The organism is Streptomyces sp. NPDC052016, assembly GCF_044548445.1.
Taxonomy (GTDB): domain Bacteria; phylum Actinomycetota; class Actinomycetes; order Streptomycetales; family Streptomycetaceae; genus Streptomyces.
The window spans coordinates 1-16,098 of sequence record NZ_JBIUBX010000004.1 but is presented as its reverse complement, the minus strand read 5'-3'; the positions used below and the strand labels follow the sequence as shown (position 1 = coordinate 16,098).

The following is a 16,098-nucleotide window of genomic DNA, read 5'->3' as shown; positions in this document are numbered from 1 at the left end:
GCGCCGGGCTCGTGACCGGTCGCTAGGAGTTGAGCCAGTACGTGGACAGTTGGTAGGCGCCGTCGGGCCGCTGGATGACCCGGTAGCCGACGTCGTGCCCGTCGATCTGCACCGACCTGTCGAGTGGGCCGGTGAACCCGGGCCCGGGGCGGGGAACGACCCCGCCGTCCCTCATGTACCCGTACACGTCGGAGACGATCGCCTGTTCGATCTGGTCGGGCTTCAGGTTGGTGGTGCGCAGGTCGTTCGTGGTTCCGTCCGGTCCGGTGTGGGCCCGGTCGTAGCCGTGGCCGGTGTTGAAGTGCCACTGGTCGTCGCCCACCATGGCGGAGCGTTTGAGGTCCTGCCCCTCGCCCTTGGAGGTGTACTCGCCGATGGTCGGACCGTCGCCGTTCGGGTACGGCGACAGGCCGAAGGGGTCACAGACGGTGTGCGGGTTGGTCACGTAGGCCACCGGGTTCGGCGCGGGTGAAAGCCCCAGTGGGTCCGGGGACGTGTACCGGCCGGTCTCCGGGTCGTAGTGACGGAAGAGGTTGTAGTGGAGCCCGGTCTCCGGGTCGTAGTACTGGCCGGGGAAGCGGAGCGGGGTGTAGGCCGTGCTGGAGCGGGACCAGGCGGTGGTTCCCCACAGCGTGGTGCGGGTGCGCCACGCGATGTTCCCGGACTCGTCGACCAGTTCGGTGGGGGTGCCGATCAGGTCGGTGGCCACGGCGAAGAAGCGCCGGTCGATCTCCTCCTGACGGGCGTCCGGGGTGAGAATGCGCTCCGTCTGCGCCAGGGGCACGAGGCCGCGGTGCTCCCAGGTGAGCGTCACCGCACGGGGCAGGTCGTCGGAGACGGTCGTCTGTTCGCAGAGGATCAGGCCGTCCCAGCTGAAACGGACTTCCTCCGCCACGGTCTCGCCGTCCGCCGCCAGGCGCTCCTTGGCGGTGCGCCGGCCGAGGGGGTCGTAGCGATAGCGCCAGCGGGTGCCGTCGGGGGTGACCACGCGGGTGAGGCGGCCCTCGGCATCCCACGTGTAGCGCCAGGTGTCCGGTTTGCGGGAGAGCCGGGTCTTCTGACGCAGGGTGACGCGGCCGAGGGCGTCGTGCTCGAAACGGACGTCGCCCGCACGCGTGACGGTGGTGCCGGTGTAGGCGCGAGGGCCGGTGGCCTCGTGGCCGGGGTGCGCGTCGGGCCAGGCGGCCGACGTCTGGTTGCCGCTCGCGTCGTAGGCGTACCGTTCGCTCCAGCCGCGTGCGTGGACGGCGGTGACCCGGCCGGCCGGGTCCAGGTCGAAGGTGCGCGTCCCCGACATCCGGTCGGACGTTGCGGTGAGGCGGCCGTCGGCGCGGTAGGCGTAGACGCGCTCGTTGAGCGTGCGGGAACCGGTGGCGAGGTGCTGGGCGGACAGCCGCCCTGCCTCGTCCCAGGTGGAGACCTGAGTGACGATGTCGTCGATGACGCGTTTCGATTCACGTCCGGCCGCGTCGTGCGTGAACGTGATGTCGTGTCCGCCGGAGGTCACCCTGGTGGTGCGACCTGCGGCGTCGTAGGCGTAGGTCGTGACCACTCCGGTGGGGGTGGTGCGACGGATGCGCCGGCCGACGGCGTCGTAGGCGTGCTCGGTGGCGCGGCCGTCGACGAGTTCGGTCCTGAGCCGGCCGCACCGGTCGTAGCGGCGCACCAGCTCGCTGTCCGGACCGGACGCCTGCACCAGGCGTCCGGCGCGGTCGTAGGCGTGGACCGTGACCCGGCCTGCGACCTCCTTGCGGATCAGCCGGCCGAGGGCGTCGTACTCGTAGACGGCCACGCCGCCGAGGTGATCGGTACGGGTGGTGAGCTGTCCGGCGGCGTCGAGGCCGTAAGTGACGGTGCGGCCGTCGAAATCGGTTTCGGAGACGAGCCGACCGGCCCGGTCGTACCCGTACTTCCAGGTGAGGCCCTGCGGGTCGGTGACCCGGGTGAGCCGCAGGCCGGCGTCGTGTGCGAACTCGTACCGGGCGCCGTCGGGCCCGGTGCGGGCGGCGATGAGGTCGAAGTGGGTGTACTCGAATCGGGTCACTCCGCCCGCAGCGTCGGTGTGGGTGAGGCAGTTGCCCTCGCCGTCGTAGGTCCATGACTCGGTGGCGCCGTCGGGGCCGGTACGCCGGGCGAGCTGCCCGTCGGCGTGCCACTCCAGGTGGGTGACGGCGCCCACCGGGTCGGTGATGCGGACCGAACGGCCGAGAGCGTCGCGTTCCAGGCGGGTGGTGCCGCCGGCCGGATCGGTCACCTCCACGGGACGGCCGGCCTCGTCGCAACGCACGACGGTGGTGGCCCCCAGGGCATCGGTGACCGACGTCAGGAGACCGGACTCGTCGTAGGCGTAGCGGGTGGTGCGGCCGGCCGGATCGGTGACCGACGTACGGTTACCCCGCTCGTCGAACTCCTGGAGCCACCGGGCGCCGTCCGGATCCTGACGCTCCGTGGGCAGGCCGAACAAGCCTCGCGTCACACGGAGTTCGGTGCCGTCGGGACGGGAGACCGTGACGAGCCGGCCCTCCTCGTCGTAGGAGAACACGGTGGTGCGGCCCAGTGGGTCCGTGCGGGTCAGCAGGTTGCCGTGGGTGTCGTAGGTGGAGCGGGTGGTGTGGCCGAGAGGGTCGGTGGTGGCCAGGACCCGGGAGCCCGCACCTATCAGATGGCGGGTCGTGTGCCCGTCGGCGGTGGTGAGGGTGGTGGTGCGGTGGCCGGTCTCGGGGTCGGGTTCGGTGTAGGTGAGGGTGATCTGGACGTGGCCGGCCTCACCGCCCTCGGCGACGACCCGGTCGCGGTCGTCGTAGACGTAGTCGTAGCGGCGTCCGTTGGAGTCGATCCAGGCGATGACGCGGCGGCGGTCGTCGTAGAGGAAGGCGGTGGTGGCGCCGGAGGGCTTGGTGACGGCGGTGAGATTGCCGTCCTCGTAGCCGTAGCCCATCAGCGGCAGGTTCGCGCCTTCCTCGCCCGCACCGGCCAGGGACAGCGCGGTGACGCGGCCGTCGGCTATGGACAGCACCACCTGGTGGCCCGCCGAGTGGGTCAGGGCCAGCGGCAGGCCGTCCTCGTCGCGGTCGACGGTGACGGTGTGGCCGTTGGGTTCGGCGATGGACGTCAGCCAGGCGGTTCCGTCGCCGCCCGGTTCGCTGCCGGACGGGGCGGCGAAGTGGCGGGTCAGACCGGTGTCGGGGTCGGTGATGGTGTAGTCGCCGTGCCCGTCCCGGGCCAGAAGGGCGCGGGAGGTGCCTGTCTCCGGGCGGGTGGGATCGCCGGGGACGGGGTGCGGATAGGTGATCAGAAGGCCGTCGGCGGTGACGTGGACGACGCCGATCGCGTCGATCTCCAGCCGCTCGTCGACGGTGGAGGACCAGGACGGCCCCAGGAAGCGGCCGGTGGTCAGGCCGGACTCGGTGCGGCGGGTGAAGACCAGCGGCAGGATGCCGGGTATCTCCACATCGGTCTGCGGCAGGAACATCCGGCCGGAGGCGAGGTCGACGGGGTCGGTGCCGTCGGTGGTGCGCTCCCCGTCCGGTCGGTTGTGGGTCCCCTCCGGGGCGTCGTCGACCAGATTGCGCGCCCGTGCGGCGTCGGCGGCCTCCTCGGCGATGCGCACACCCTTGACCGCGGCGCCGCCGCCTCCGGTCGCAGCCGTCAGCGCCAGGTCCGGGATCAGCCGGCCGAACCCCTCGGCCGGGTCCTTCATGAAGTCGCTGACCATCTGCTTGCCCGTGCCGACCGGGTCGTTGGCCGCCACCACCAGCCCCGCGGCCAGGCTGTTCAGCGACGTGGCGTACTCGGCGGGGTGCGTGATGTTGTACGGGTCCAGAGGGTTGACCGAGCGGACGAAGTTCAGGATGCCGGCCGTGCCCTTGATGATGCCGCCACCGACATGGTCGCCGATGATCTGCAGCTCCTGGACGCCGTCACCCAACTGCTCGGCGTAGGACGGCTTCTTCGGGGCCAGGTCGCGGGCGGCCCGGACCGCGGAGCGCGCGGTCTCCGCCGCCGCGTTCCGCTGCTTGCGGGCATCGGCGAGGATGTCCTGCGCATCGGCCATCAGCTTCTTGCCGGGGTCGTCGAACGTGGCCGCGGGGCGCGGCGGGAGCGTGGAGGGGTCGCGCTTGTCGGCGGGCTGGGCGTTGTAGCGGTCGACGGCGCTGTTGAAGTCGTCGACCTTCTTGCGGTGGGCCTCGGCGGCGTCCTCGGACGCTTTGACTCCTTCCTTCCACTTGTCGATCGCCGTCTGGGCCTGTCCCTGCGCCCAGGTGACCGTGCCGGCGAACGCCTCCAGCGCGGCGGCCGCCTTCTCACAGGCATCGGAACCGGTGAACCACTTGGGCGGCTGGGTACTCACCGCGGTCCGCACGGCCTCGGCCGTCTCACCCTTGAGCTGGGAGGAGTCCAGCCCCTTGAGCCCTTCGCCGGCGTTGTCGAACGCCTTCTGGAATGCCCGGAGTTTCTCGGCGGTGGAGCGGAGCTTGTCCGCGCTGCCGTAGATCAGCTTGGTCTTGTCCTCGGTCTGCCCGAGGTCCATCTCGTCGACCTCGGCGCCCATCCGGTTGGCGACCGAACGGGACTGCTCACGCACCCAGTCCGCGCCGGACTCCCAGCCGACGTCGTCCAGCCGGTCCGCGGTCCAGTTGCCCGCGTCCTCGACCCGGTTGCCGACCCACTCGACGCCGTCCTCGACCGCGTTCTCGACCGAGTCGGGCGTGATGTCACTGATGAAGTCGCCGATACCCACCGTCAGTTCCCCCCGGACTCACCCTGCTGCTGCGCCTGCTGGGCGCGCTCCTGCGGCGACGGTCCGAACGTCTCGTCCAGCGCCTGGTCCCACTGGTCGTCGGAGATGCCGAACGCGTCCTTGAGCACCTCCGACCGCTGGCCGCCCTGCCCCTCGGTGAGCACCGTGCGACCGGTGTCCTTCCAGGTCTGCTCGATGTCCTGACCGGCCCGATCCCACGACTCGGCGCTCCAGTCCGGGTTCAGGGCGTCCGGTGTGAAGACGTCACCCCAGTCCTGCCGGGCGATCTCCTCCTCCGTGGCGTGCGGATTGCCGCCCATCACGGCGTTCACGCCCACCTTCAGCGAGCCCGCTACGTACTGGTCGTGCTCCCACTGCGTGCCCGCCGCCAGGCCGAGGAGGTTCGCGATCGCGCTGGCGTCGCTCACCAGGGCCCGCACGCCCCACTCCCAGCGTTCGCAGAAGTCCTCGAAGTCGACCGAGAGGCCGTGGTGCCCGGCCTCCATCCCGGTCATCGCCAACTCCGAGAAGCCCTTGCCCATCACCGAACCGGTGGCGCCGCCGAGTTCACCGAGCTCGTCGATGGTCGCGCCCACGCCCTGCGTGAACTTCGCGACCGCCGCCTTGCCCAGCCGCAGATCCTGACCCTCACCGCCCATGACCGCGCCCCTCCCCCGCCTCACCGGCGTCGACCGCGACTCCGTCCGGAACGATGCCGATGACCGGCGGGAAGAACATCGACCCGTCCTCGGTGGCGATGTCCACCGCCAGCCCGGCGGGCTCACCCAAGGACGGCACGATCTCGTCCACGATGCGCGCCCCCAGCAACGCCGCGTACTCCATGGGCTGGTCACCGGAACCGTGATGCAAGGCGAACCGTGCCAGTGCGGCCTCGTCGGTGAAGGCGCAGATCCACCGCACCCCGCCCGAACGCGCCGACCACAGCCCTCCGTCGGCCACCGGCACCAGCAGGACCGAACGCCGCATCTCACCGACCAGAGCACGAGGGTCGTCGTCTCCCCTCCTCCGCTCGGCAATCCGCTCGGCGAGCGCCGCCCCTGACTGTTGCACGGTTCCTCCCTGTACCTATGTGACTATTGGCACCGTAGAGCAGGACGCGCACGAAGGAGCAGGCGGTTTCGTGAAGGCTCGCCCGGGAGGAAAGGGGCGCGGCCCGGCGGCCGTTGGACGTGCCGACCGTTCCTTCGCGTCGCTGAGGCCGGCAATGTCAGCGAGTGCCCCCAGCGGCACAACCCGGCTCGGCGCTCGAGTTGACGCACCGACAGTCCCCGGGTGGCTCGGGCAGAACGGGCGGTCGTCGTCGGCGTACAGTCGGCCGTACGGCACACACCTCGCCCATACGTCGTCATCCGGTCCCCTTCGGCGCCTCGCCCGTGAGCCGCTGGACCGTTCCCAGCTGCTTCCAACGGCCGTCCACCAGGCGGTCGACCCACACCGGACGGCTCTGCGCCTGGTGCCCCTTGAAGGAGTAGTGCCCGAGGAGCCCGTCGGTCACCACCGAGTCGAGCGCGGCCCGGAGCTGTGGACGGACGCTGTCGGCGGGCGGCCGTGCACCGTCACCCAGCACGCGGTCGAGGCCCGCGGCGATCGCGAGCGTGCCGTCGTACAACTCGGCCGCGCCGCGGTGGGCAAGCAGTTTCCTCAGGTCGGCCGGGGCGGCGCACAATGCGGGGAACTCCGTGCAGTCGCGCTTCTGCCGCTCGTCGTCGAAGGTACGGAAGCGAAGGCTGCCGTCAGGGAGTTGCGCGTCCTCCCTGGCGAACATCTCGAAGTCGTCGCCGATGTCGCAGGCCGACGCGTAGCGCGCGTGGACGGCGATCAGCGTGCCGCGTTTCCGCACGGTCGGGACGACGGCCTCTTCGGCGGTCCGCAGATCGGACACGGTCACGGCGTCCGGCCGTGAGGTGTCCAGGTCCGCTGTGACGCGGCTCGCGGTGAGGTCGTCGGTGCCCTTCTGCGAGGGCAGCGGCAGCGCGGTGAGGCCGGCGTCGCGCAGGCCGTGTCCGAAGGTGTCCCGGTCGGTGTCCGTGTCCCAGTGGCTCTCCGACGCGTCCACGACCCTGTTGACGCCGTACGCCCCCGCGAGGTAACGGGCCGCCTGCCGTCCCACCTCGAACTCCGTCGCGGGAAGGGCGTACTCCCACTCCGGTGCGCCGCCGCCGTCGCAGGTGTCGACCACGGCCATGTCGTCGGCCCAGTTGGTGTCGACGTCCGCGAAGTCGTCGATCTTTCCGACGAGGGCGATCATCCCGGGGTGCTGCTCCAGCAGTTCCTGCGCGGGCGTCCCGCCGTAATCCTGCACCGCGACGACGTTCACCGGGATCTTCCGCTTCGCCCTGCGCTCGGCCTCCTTCAGCGCGGCTTCGACGACCTGCGTGGTGATCCGGGGATCCTGCCCGTCGGCCTCGTCGTCTCCCCAGTGGTATGCCACACCGAGCGTGTACGACGTCGGAGCCGCGGAGGCTTTGCCGGCGGACGGCGCCTGCGCCTGGCCCCCGCCGTCGTCCCCGTCTCCGGACGACAGGCTCAGGCCTATGCCGGCCGGGACCCCGAGGGCGAGCAGGGCGGCGACGGCGGCGAGGACGGGGGTGCGGCGAGTGCGGCGCGGAGCGGAGGGGGGTGGGGAGGCGGGGATCCAGGGGGACTGCGCCGAGGTTCCTTTGGAGACGCCGTGGGACACCGGCCGTGGGGTGGCGGGCGGCTCGGCGTCCTCGGGGCCGCGTTCCCGTACGACATCCGGGAGCGACGCGGGCGCGGGTCCGGCCTCCGGCTCGGGCGCGGGAGGCGGTTCCGTCTCCGCCCCGGACGTCGGAGCGAGTGCCTGAGCCACCGCCTCGATCCGTGCGAGCGCGGTCCTCGCGTCGCCGGGCCGGTCGTCCGGGTCCTTGGCCATGAGGTCGAGGATCAACCGGTCGACGGCGGGGGCGAGTTCGGCGCGTGCCCGACTGGGCCGAAGGGGCTCGTCGTGCAGGTGGTTGTACATCACGCCGGCCGCGTCGCCGACGAACGGGCTCCTCCCGACGAGGAGTTCGTACAGCACGCACCCCACGGCGTAGAGATCGGTACGGCCGTCACCGCGGCGCTGGTGGAAGCGCTCGGGCGCCAGGTACTGCACGCTGCCGAAGGGGAGCTGCCCCGTCTGTGTCAACCGGGGGTCGCTAGCCCGGAGCTCGGTGAACCTGGCGATGCCGAAGTCGACGATCCTGGCGGTGCCCTCGCCGGTGACCATGATGTTGGCGGGCTTGATGTCACGGTGGACGACGCCGGCCGTATGCGCGGCGTCCAGGCCCCGGCACACGTCCGCCATCCACCGCAGCGCGTCGGCGACGGGGACCCGCCCGCTCTCCCGCAGGATCTGCTCCAGTGTCCGCCCCTCGACAAGAGCCATCACGAGGTACGGGCTCCCGCCGTCCGTCCCGTGATCGTGCACGGCGACGATGTGCGGGCTGTCCAGGGCAGCGGCGACCCTCGCCTCGCGCCGGAAAAGGGCCAGCGACTCCTCCCGGTCGGCGCCGTCGTCCCGCGTCTCGAGGAGGACCTTGACCGCCACCTCACGGCCCAGTTCGCAGTCCCGGGCCCGCCAGACCTCCCCCATGCCGCCGGAGCCCAAGAGCTCTGTCAGTTCGTAGCGTTGGCCAAGTCGTCGTCCGCGCACGCGTCAGTACTCTACGGCGGGGGCATGACACGAAGAGCGCGGGGGCGGTGGCGGAAGGCCGGGCCACGGCGTGGGCCGCCCTTCAGGGCCGCGGGGCCTTCTCGCCGTGCACGGCTGTGTACGCGGCTGCGAGCCAGGGGCCGAGGTCGTTGACGAGCATGCCGAGCACCGTCGGGTCGGGTGAGAGGGTACGGCCGACGGACGCGGCGACACGCATCTGCTCGGCGCGCTCGGGGTAGTGGCGGCCGAAGAGCTCGGCGGACCGGTCGAGGTCGCTGGTCCAGCCGCCCCACCGGGGCATGACCAGCGTGAGTCCTGTGCGGACGACGCGCCGGCCGACGCGACGGCTGAGCCTCCTGTGGTCGGCGTCCGTGGTGGCTTCGGCCGCCTCGGCCCGCCAGTTGGGAAGCACGCGGGCGAGGTCACCGTTGGTCTCCCGCGCGAGCAGTGCTGTGGTGCGGTACCGGGACAGTTGTTCCGCGAGGTCAGGACCGAGCAACGGGGTGCAGAGGCAGGCGATGAAGAATCCGCCGTCGTGACGCTCGACGTCGCTGAGCAGAACCCGCGTGCTGCTCAGCAGGATCCCGACGCCGTCGCTCTGCGGGAACGCACGGTCGAGTACGGCCTCGATCGCTCGGGCGTCGGCCCTGTCGGCTCCGGTGGGCTCGTCGTGGAGGGCGAGCTGGAGGTCGAGGTCGGAGACTCCGGGGGTGGCGGTGCCACGGGGGATGCTGCCGTAGAGGTAGGCGCTGTGCAGACGCGTGCTGCCGAACGTCTCGGGGATGTGCGCGGGCGGCATCGACGTGCTGGGATCGAAACTGACACGGCGCAGGGCAGCTTCCATCGACGAACCACCGCGGTACCAGGACAACCTGCTTGAAGAACTGCGGACAGCAGGATCACGTAGCTTCCCAGCTAGACGAGGGTGAGGGCGGTGTGGAGGAGGATGAGGAGCGCCATGGCCCAGGCGACGGGGAGTTGCGGCGGGGCCGGCGTGGGCAGCAGCCCGGTGTGGAAGACGGCGATCTTCGGGTTGACGACGTTGCTGATCAGGCCCGTCCGCCCAGGGGCTCCCGACGGCGGCCGGACCGGTGTCCGTCGAGGCGGTGGGGGCTGTGGGGGCGGTGGGGCGGTTCTGCCACAGCGCCGGCGCGCCCAGGAACACCAGGTGTCCCGCGCCGAGGAGCTTGACGGCCAGGTAGGCCGCCGGCGGCGGCGAGCACCGCCGCGAGTCCGGCCACGGTCACCGCGCCCCAGAGCAGCGGTCCGGTGACGATCCCGCCGAGACCACCGACCTGCTGCTCCACCTGCGCCTCGTCGAGGAGCAGCACGCCGCGGCCTTCCTCCCCGACCTCGTCTGGAACGGGCAGTCCCCCAGCGGCGCCCTGCGGCAGCTCCCCCGCGGTCAGCGCACGCGGCGCGTCTTCACGTTCGTACGCCGCGGTGGAAGCGGGCACCCCGCCGTGCGGGCCTGCCGGGACGCTCTCCTGCGTGCGGTCGCCCTGCGCTCCGGTCGGGCCTAGGCAGGGCCCGGGCGCCCGTGGGATCGTGCGCAGTCGCCCCGGTCGGACGAACGGCTGTACGGCCGCTGGACGCTCACGCCAAGACGGCGTGAAGACCGACGGTGCCGGCGTCAAGAACGCGCGAAGATACGGGCGCCGCTCGGACAGGCGCGTTGGCTGCCGGTTGTGTCGATATCCATCAAACGGCTGATCGTGGGCCGTCCGCTCAGTAGTGACCGTCTGGGTGAGCAGATGCTGCCCAAACGGATCGCCCTTCCGGTCTTCGCCAGTGACCCCTTGTCGTCGGTGGCCTACGCCACGCAGGAGATCCTGCTCGTGCTGACGCTGGGCGGGCTGGCCTACCTGCACCTTGCGCCGTGGGTGGCGGCCGCGGTGGTGGTCCTGCTGGCGGTCGTGGTGCTGTCCTACCGGCAAGTGGTGCACGCCTATCCCTCCGGCGGCGGCTCCTATGAGGTGGCCTCCCGCAACCTGGGTCCAGGGGCGGGGCTGGTGGTGGCCTCGGCGCTGATGGTGGACTACGTGATGACGGTGGCCGTGTCGGTGGCGGCCGGCGTGGACAACATCATCTCGGCGGTGCCGGCACTGGGCGAGCACCGGGTGGCGGTGAACCTGGGATTCGTGGCGCTGCTGACCGCGATGAACCTGCGCGGGGTCCGTGAGTCGGGGCGGTTGTTCGCGGTGCCGACCTACCTGTTCATCGCCGGCGTGCTGGCGATGGTCGTCACCGGGCTGCTGCAGACGGCCTTCGGCCACGCGCCGGTGGCGGAGAGCGCCGGGTGGGAGGTCCACGCCGAGCCGGGCGAGACGGGACTGACCGGGATGGCCCTGGTGCTGCTGGCGCTGCGGGCGTTCTCCTCCGGCTGCACGGCTCTGACCGGTGCGGAGGCGATCTCCAACGGTGTGCCGGCGTTCCGGCCGCCCAAGCCGCGGAACGCGGCCACCACGATGGCGGTGATGGGTGGGCTGTCGATCAGCATGTTCGCCGGGATCACGGCGCTTGCCCTGATCGCGGACGTGCGGTACGTGGAGGACGCCTGCCGGCTCGTCGGGTTCCCCGGCGACTGTGCGACCGACTCGCAGCGCACGGTGATCGCGCAGCTCGCGGCGGCGGTCTTCGGCGGCACGGACACGGTGATGTTCTTCTGCATCCAGGCCGCGACCGCCTTGATCCTCATCCTGGCGGCCAACACCGCGTTCAACGGCTTTCCCCTGCTGGCGGCGATCCTGGCCGAGCACCGCTACCTGCCCCGGCAGCTGCACACCCGCGGAGACCGGCTGGCGTTCTCCAACGGCATCGTCATCCTGGCCGTGGTCGCCGGAACCCTGATCTACGCCTTCGAAGGATCGGTGACCCGTCTGATCCAGCTCTACATCCTGGGAGTGTTCACCTCCTTCACCCTCTCCCAAGCCGGCATGGTGCGGCACTGGAACCGTGAACTCGCCGACCACACCGACCCCGTACGGCGGCGACGCATCCACCGCTCCCGCGCGATCAACGCGCTGGGCGCCTGCCTGACCGCGCTGGTGCTGGTCGTGGTCCTGGTGACCAAGTTCAGCCATGGTGCGTACCTGGTGGTGATCGCCATGCCGGTGCTGTACGCGATGATGCGCGGCGTTCGCCGCCACTACGACCTAGTGGCCCGCGAGCTGCGCCCCCAGCCCGGCGGCATCGTGCTGCCCAGCCGTATCCACGCGGTGGTGCTGGTCTCCCAGCTCCACCAGCCGACCCTGCGTGCGCTGGGCTACGCCAGCGCCACCCGCCCGGACACCCTCACCGCACTCACCGCCGAGATCAGCGGTGAGGAGGTGAGCGCCCTGCGCGCCGATTGGGAGGAACGCGGGATCCCGGTTCCGCTGACCGTGATGGCCTCCCCGTTCCGCGACATCACCGGTTCGGTGCTCGAGTACATCACCGGCCTGCACCGTGAGCACCCCCAGGACCTGATCGCCGTCTACATCCCCGAATACGTGGTGGGCCACTGGTGGGAGCATCTGCTGCACAACCAGTCCGCATTGCGGCTGAAGGCCCGGCTGTTGTTCCTGCGCGGGGTGATGGTGACCAGCGTGCCGTGGCAGCTGAACTCCAGCGACCGCATGCAGCCGCGCGAAGACCGGCGCGGCGCCGGTGCCGGTGTCGGCTAGCGTTCCGCTCATGAAGGGCTTCGAACTGCCGCACCATGGTGGCCGGCGCCGCTGGAGCATCGGCCGTCGGCTGGCCACGGCCGGCGCCGACGCGGCGGGTCTGACCGTCCTCACCGCGTTCCTCGTGCCCGCGCGTCAGACGCTGTCGCTGGCCGGCATCGTGCTCATCTACCTCACCGCGGTGGTCATCGTGGCCGCCACCAGCGGCCTGCCCATGGCGCTGGCGGCCGCGGTGGCCTCCGACGTTCTGGTCAACTTCTTCTTCGTGCCGCCCTTCCACACCCTGACCGTGGAAAGCCACGACTCGGTCATCACTCTGGCCGTCTACGTGGCGGTCGCGACCACCGTCAGCGTCGCGGTCGACCTGGCCGCCCGGCAGCGCGCCGCCGCGGCCCGCAGCGGCGTCGAGGCCGCCCTGCTGGCCCGCATCACCCAGGCGCCGCTGGAGGAGCGGCCGCTGAGCGCGGTGCTGGAGCACGTCCGGGAGACCTTCGGCATGACCGGCACCGCGCTGCTGGAACGGGACGCCGACGGCGAACGCCCGGTCGCCGTCGTCGGCGAGCCGCCATCGGCCGATCCGACGCTGTCCGTGCCGGCCGGGGAACACCTGCGCCTGGTGGCCGACGGGCCGCCCGTCTTCGCCGCAGACGAACGCTTTCTCGCCCTGCTGGCCACCGCGGCCGCCCGCGCGCTGCAAGCCGAGCGTCTCGCATCCGAGGCCGCCCGCGCACGGGAGCTGACCGAGATCGACAGACTGCGCGCCGCCCTGCTGGCTGCCGTGGGCCACGACCTGCGCACGCCGCTGGCCGGCATCAAGGCGTCCGTGTCCAGCCTGCGTGAACCCGACCTGGAACTCACCGACGTCCAGCAGGCCGAACTCCTGGCCACCGTGGACGCCTCCGCCGACAAGATGAACAACCTGGTCGAAAACCTCCTCGCGCTCAGCCGCCTGCAGGCCGGCGCCCTCAGCGTCCACCCACGCCGCACCGCGCTGGACGAGATCACCGCCGCCGCCCTCCTGCACACCCCGCCCGCCCCCGGTCGCGCCGTCGATGTCGACGTCCCGGACGACCTGCCGCCCGCCTGGGCCGACCCCGGCCTCCTGGAACGGGTCATCGCCAATCTGGTCGCCAACGCGCTCGAAGCCGGACCACCGGACCAGCCCGTCCACGTGCACGCCCGTCAGGATGGCAACGTGATCCGCCTGCACGTCACCGACCACGGCCCCGGCGTCCCCGCCGACCAGCGAGAACGAATCTTCGCCCCCTTCCAGCGCCTGGACGACCGCACCACGCATCACGGCCTCGGCCTGGGCCTGGCCATCGCTCGCGGCTTCACCGAAGCCATGAACGGCACCCTCTCCCCCACCGACACCCCCGGCGGCGGCCTGACCATGACCCTCACCCTCCCCACAACGCCATGACCCGCATCCTCATCGTCGACGACGACCCCCACCTGCTGCGCGCCCTGACGATCGCGCTGACCGCCCGCGGCTACCGGACACACGCCGCCTCCGACGCCACCACCGCCCTACAAGCCGCGGCCACCGCCGCCCCCGACCTGGCCGTCATCGACCTCGGCCTGCCGGACCTCGACGGCATCAACATCGTCGAGAGCCTCCGCGGCTGGTCCACCGCCCCGATCATCGTCCTGTCCGCCCGCCACGACGAGACCGCCAAGATCAACGCTCTGGACGCCGGCGCGGACGACTACGTCACCAAACCGTTCGGCATGGGCGAACTCCTCGCCCGCATCCGTGCCGCCCTGCGCCGCGCCGCCCCCGCCGACGAACAGCCCGTGATCACCACAGCGGCCTTCACCATCGACCTCGCCGCCAAGCGCGTCACCACCGCAGTCGGCGAAACCCGCCTCACCCCCACCGAATGGCACCTGCTGGAGATCCTCGTCCGCAACCCCGGACGCCTGGTCACCCAACGCCAGCTCCTCCAGGAGGTCTGGGGACCGCGCTTCGAGAAGGAGACCAACTACCTGCGCGTCCACCTGGCCAACCTGCGCCGCAAACTCGAGCCCGAGCCCTCCCGGCCCCGCTACCTCATCACCGAACCCGGCATCGGCTACCGCTTCACTCCCGACGCCCCTGCCTGACTCCACGGTCGGCAACGCACGTTCGGGAACCTGCGGGATTGGTCTGGTCGGATTCAGCGTAGGGTGCGGGGCCGGAACCGCACCAAGTCACGACACCTGTCGCATCAACGAGGCGACGACCTCCAGCGTGCGGCCGTGTCCCTCAACAGGCTGCCGTTGGGGTGCGGACGCACCTCCCTCGCCACCGCGACGGGAACGCGGCTGGCTACCTGCAGATAATCGGTTGCCTGTCGGCGGTGTCGGTGGATGCAATGTCCGGCATGGTCGGCCAGGTGCGCCCGTCACGGCGAGATGAGATGAACGCGTGCTGCCGGGCCCTGTCACTCTGTGAGCCCGGCAGACTGCAGCCGAGTCGTCGCACGGGAGACGCCGCCGCATGAATACGCCAGCGATGCCACCTGAGACGGGCGGGGCTCACGGATCGTCCGTCCGGATCGGCGCTCTCGTTCCGCTGACTCGCCCCGGCTGGGTCGAGGCAGGCCGGCACCTGCTCGCCGGACTCGAGCTGGCCGCTCGCCACGTCAACGAAGCCGGCGGGGTCGCCGGACGACCACTCGAGCTGGTGGTCCGAGACACCGCGGCCGATCCACAGAGGGCCGCGGCCGCCGTGGATGACTTGGCTCGCCTGGGCGTGGCCGCCTTGGCCGGGGAGTACCACAGCGTCGTCGCTCGCGCCGCCGCTGCCAGGGCCGACGCTCTCGGCCTGCCGTTCCTCTGCTCTTCAGCGGTTCTCGACACGCTCACCGAACAGCCGACGGACTGGGTGGCGCGCCTTCCCCCGGCGCAGTCCCGCGGCTGGCGGATCTACGCGGACTTCCTCCTCGACGCGGGGCACCATCGCATCGCCGTAGCAGCCGAGCCGAGTGTCTACTGGGCCTCCGGGGCCCGCATTCTCCGGGACCACCTCGCTCCCCTCGGGGGCACCGTCATCGAACTCGACATGCGCGCGCTCACCCCCACCGCCGTCTGCGACGAAATCGTCAGCCATCGCGCGACAGCCCTCCTTCTTCTGGTGGGCCACCCGGAGCCGTCTGCGACGAAATCGTCAGCCATCGCGCGACAGCCCTCCTTCTTCTGGTGGGCCACCCGGAGCCGGCGGTGTCGATCGTCAAGTCCGTCCGCCGCGACGAGCGCCTCGCCGGGATCACGATCGGTGCTCCGGCCGGGCAACCGGAGTTCGCCGAGTGGGCGACGTCGCTGGGCGACGACAGCGCCGCGATCCCGTTCCTGCGCTATCTGCCCGAGCGCCTCGGCCCGCTCGGAGCGCGGGTCGAGACGGCCCTCCGTGAGCGGCTGGCCGAAGCGCCCTCCTTCGTCGCCTTCGAGGGCTACGACGCGGTCACCGTCCTCGCCGAGGTGCTGCGCTCTCACGGCACGGACCGGGCACGCACTGCCGGGTCCTGGCCGCGCGTCGCGGTCGAGGGCACCCGCGGGCGGATCCGGTTCTCCCGCATGCCGGGCGTCAGCGTCTGGCAATGGGCTGCGGCGCCGATCCAAGTCGTTGATCGAGATCCGGCGGAACCCGGCCGCTTTCGGGTTCTGCACTCCGGCTGAGGGAGCACGGAGCTCCGACTGCCCGGATGCGTCCGCACCGGGAGCTCCCACCTGTCTACGAATTCAATACGGGCTCTGGGCTCAACACGCTCTCTCCGCTTAATACGGGCTCGTGGCTTGAGCGGGGCTTTCGACTTGGTCGGGGGGGGGGGGGGGGGGGCGGGGGCGGGCCCGCGGGGGGGGGGGGGGGGTTTGTGGGGGGGGGGGGGGGGGGGGGGGGGGGGGGGGGGCCGCCGGGGGCGGGGGGGGGCCCCGGGGGGGGGGGGGGGGGGGGGGCCGGTCATGGCGTTCTCCCCGTGTCGGGGTCTTCTTCCAGGATGGCCCTGGGGGGCTGGGGGCGCCTGGGGGGTGCCGGC

The 16,098-nt window shown here is 71.5% G+C and carries 8 protein-coding genes and 1 pseudogene; 4 read left to right on the top strand and 5 right to left on the bottom strand.

Annotated elements, in window-relative coordinates:
• Nucleotides 1–22 precede the first annotated feature (22 nt).
• The 5 genes from ACIHAR_RS06665 to ACIHAR_RS06645 form a co-directional block, all read right to left on the bottom strand.
• Nucleotides 23–4,741, bottom strand: a complete 4,719-nt coding sequence (locus tag ACIHAR_RS06665) for a putative T7SS-secreted protein (protein ID WP_400017449.1) — start codon at nucleotides 4,739–4,741, stop codon at nucleotides 23–25.
• Between the two features lie 2 nt (nucleotides 4,742–4,743).
• Nucleotides 4,744–5,400, bottom strand: a complete 657-nt coding sequence (locus tag ACIHAR_RS06660) for a hypothetical protein (protein ID WP_365453579.1) — start codon at nucleotides 5,398–5,400, stop codon at nucleotides 4,744–4,746.
• On the bottom strand, nucleotides 5,390–5,812 hold the full coding sequence (locus tag ACIHAR_RS06655; protein WP_400017447.1) for an SseB family protein: 423 nt from the start codon (nucleotides 5,810–5,812) through the stop codon (nucleotides 5,390–5,392). Before ACIHAR_RS06655 ends, ACIHAR_RS06660 begins: the two co-directional genes overlap by 11 nt.
• A 295-nt stretch (nucleotides 5,813–6,107) precedes the next feature.
• The gene (locus ACIHAR_RS06650; RefSeq protein ID WP_400017445.1) at nucleotides 6,108–8,417 is read right to left on the bottom strand and encodes a protein kinase; all 2,310 of its coding nucleotides are present in this window, start codon (nucleotides 8,415–8,417) and stop codon (nucleotides 6,108–6,110) included.
• Nucleotides 8,418–8,499: 82 nt separating this feature from the next.
• Nucleotides 8,500–9,261 carry a nucleotidyltransferase gene (locus tag ACIHAR_RS06645; RefSeq protein ID WP_400017443.1) on the bottom strand — a complete coding sequence of 254 codons (762 nt, stop codon included), beginning with the start codon at nucleotides 9,259–9,261 and terminating at the stop codon, nucleotides 8,500–8,502.
• 844 nt (nucleotides 9,262–10,105) lie between these two features.
• Between ACIHAR_RS06645 and ACIHAR_RS06640 the strand changes: the two genes are divergently transcribed.
• The 4 genes and pseudogenes from ACIHAR_RS06640 (at nucleotide 10,106) to ACIHAR_RS06625 (ending at nucleotide 15,742) form a co-directional block, all read left to right on the top strand.
• Complete coding sequence (locus tag ACIHAR_RS06640; RefSeq protein WP_365453591.1) at nucleotides 10,106–12,082, top strand: APC family permease; 1,977 nt, start codon at nucleotides 10,106–10,108, stop codon at nucleotides 12,080–12,082.
• A 10-nt stretch (nucleotides 12,083–12,092) separates the two neighbouring features.
• Complete coding sequence (locus ACIHAR_RS06635; RefSeq protein ID WP_400017441.1) at nucleotides 12,093–13,505, top strand: ATP-binding protein; 1,413 nt, start codon at nucleotides 12,093–12,095, stop codon at nucleotides 13,503–13,505.
• On the top strand, nucleotides 13,502–14,188 hold the full coding sequence (locus tag ACIHAR_RS06630) for a response regulator (protein WP_400017439.1): 687 nt from the start codon (nucleotides 13,502–13,504) through the stop codon (nucleotides 14,186–14,188). Before ACIHAR_RS06635 ends, ACIHAR_RS06630 begins: the two co-directional genes overlap by 4 nt.
• Nucleotides 14,189–14,564: 376 nt before the next feature.
• Nucleotides 14,565–15,742: pseudogene (locus ACIHAR_RS06625) on the top strand (ABC transporter substrate-binding protein).
• The last annotated feature ends 356 nt before the right edge of the window (nucleotides 15,743–16,098 follow it).

What these genes read in the sequence shown, in the direction of transcription:
- ACIHAR_RS06660 (WP_365453579.1), bottom strand. Translation starts at nt 5,400, where the DNA reads ATGGGCGGTGAGGGTCAGGATCTGCGGCTGGGCAAGGCGGCGGTCGCG.
- ACIHAR_RS06645 (WP_400017443.1), bottom strand. Translation starts at nt 9,261, where the DNA reads ATGGAAGCTGCCCTGCGCCGTGTCAGTTTCGATCCCAGCACGTCGATG.
- ACIHAR_RS06635 (WP_400017441.1), top strand. Translation starts at nt 12,093, where the DNA reads ATGAAGGGCTTCGAACTGCCGCACCATGGTGGCCGGCGCCGCTGGAGC.
- ACIHAR_RS06630 (WP_400017439.1), top strand. Translation starts at nt 13,502, where the DNA reads ATGACCCGCATCCTCATCGTCGACGACGACCCCCACCTGCTGCGCGCC.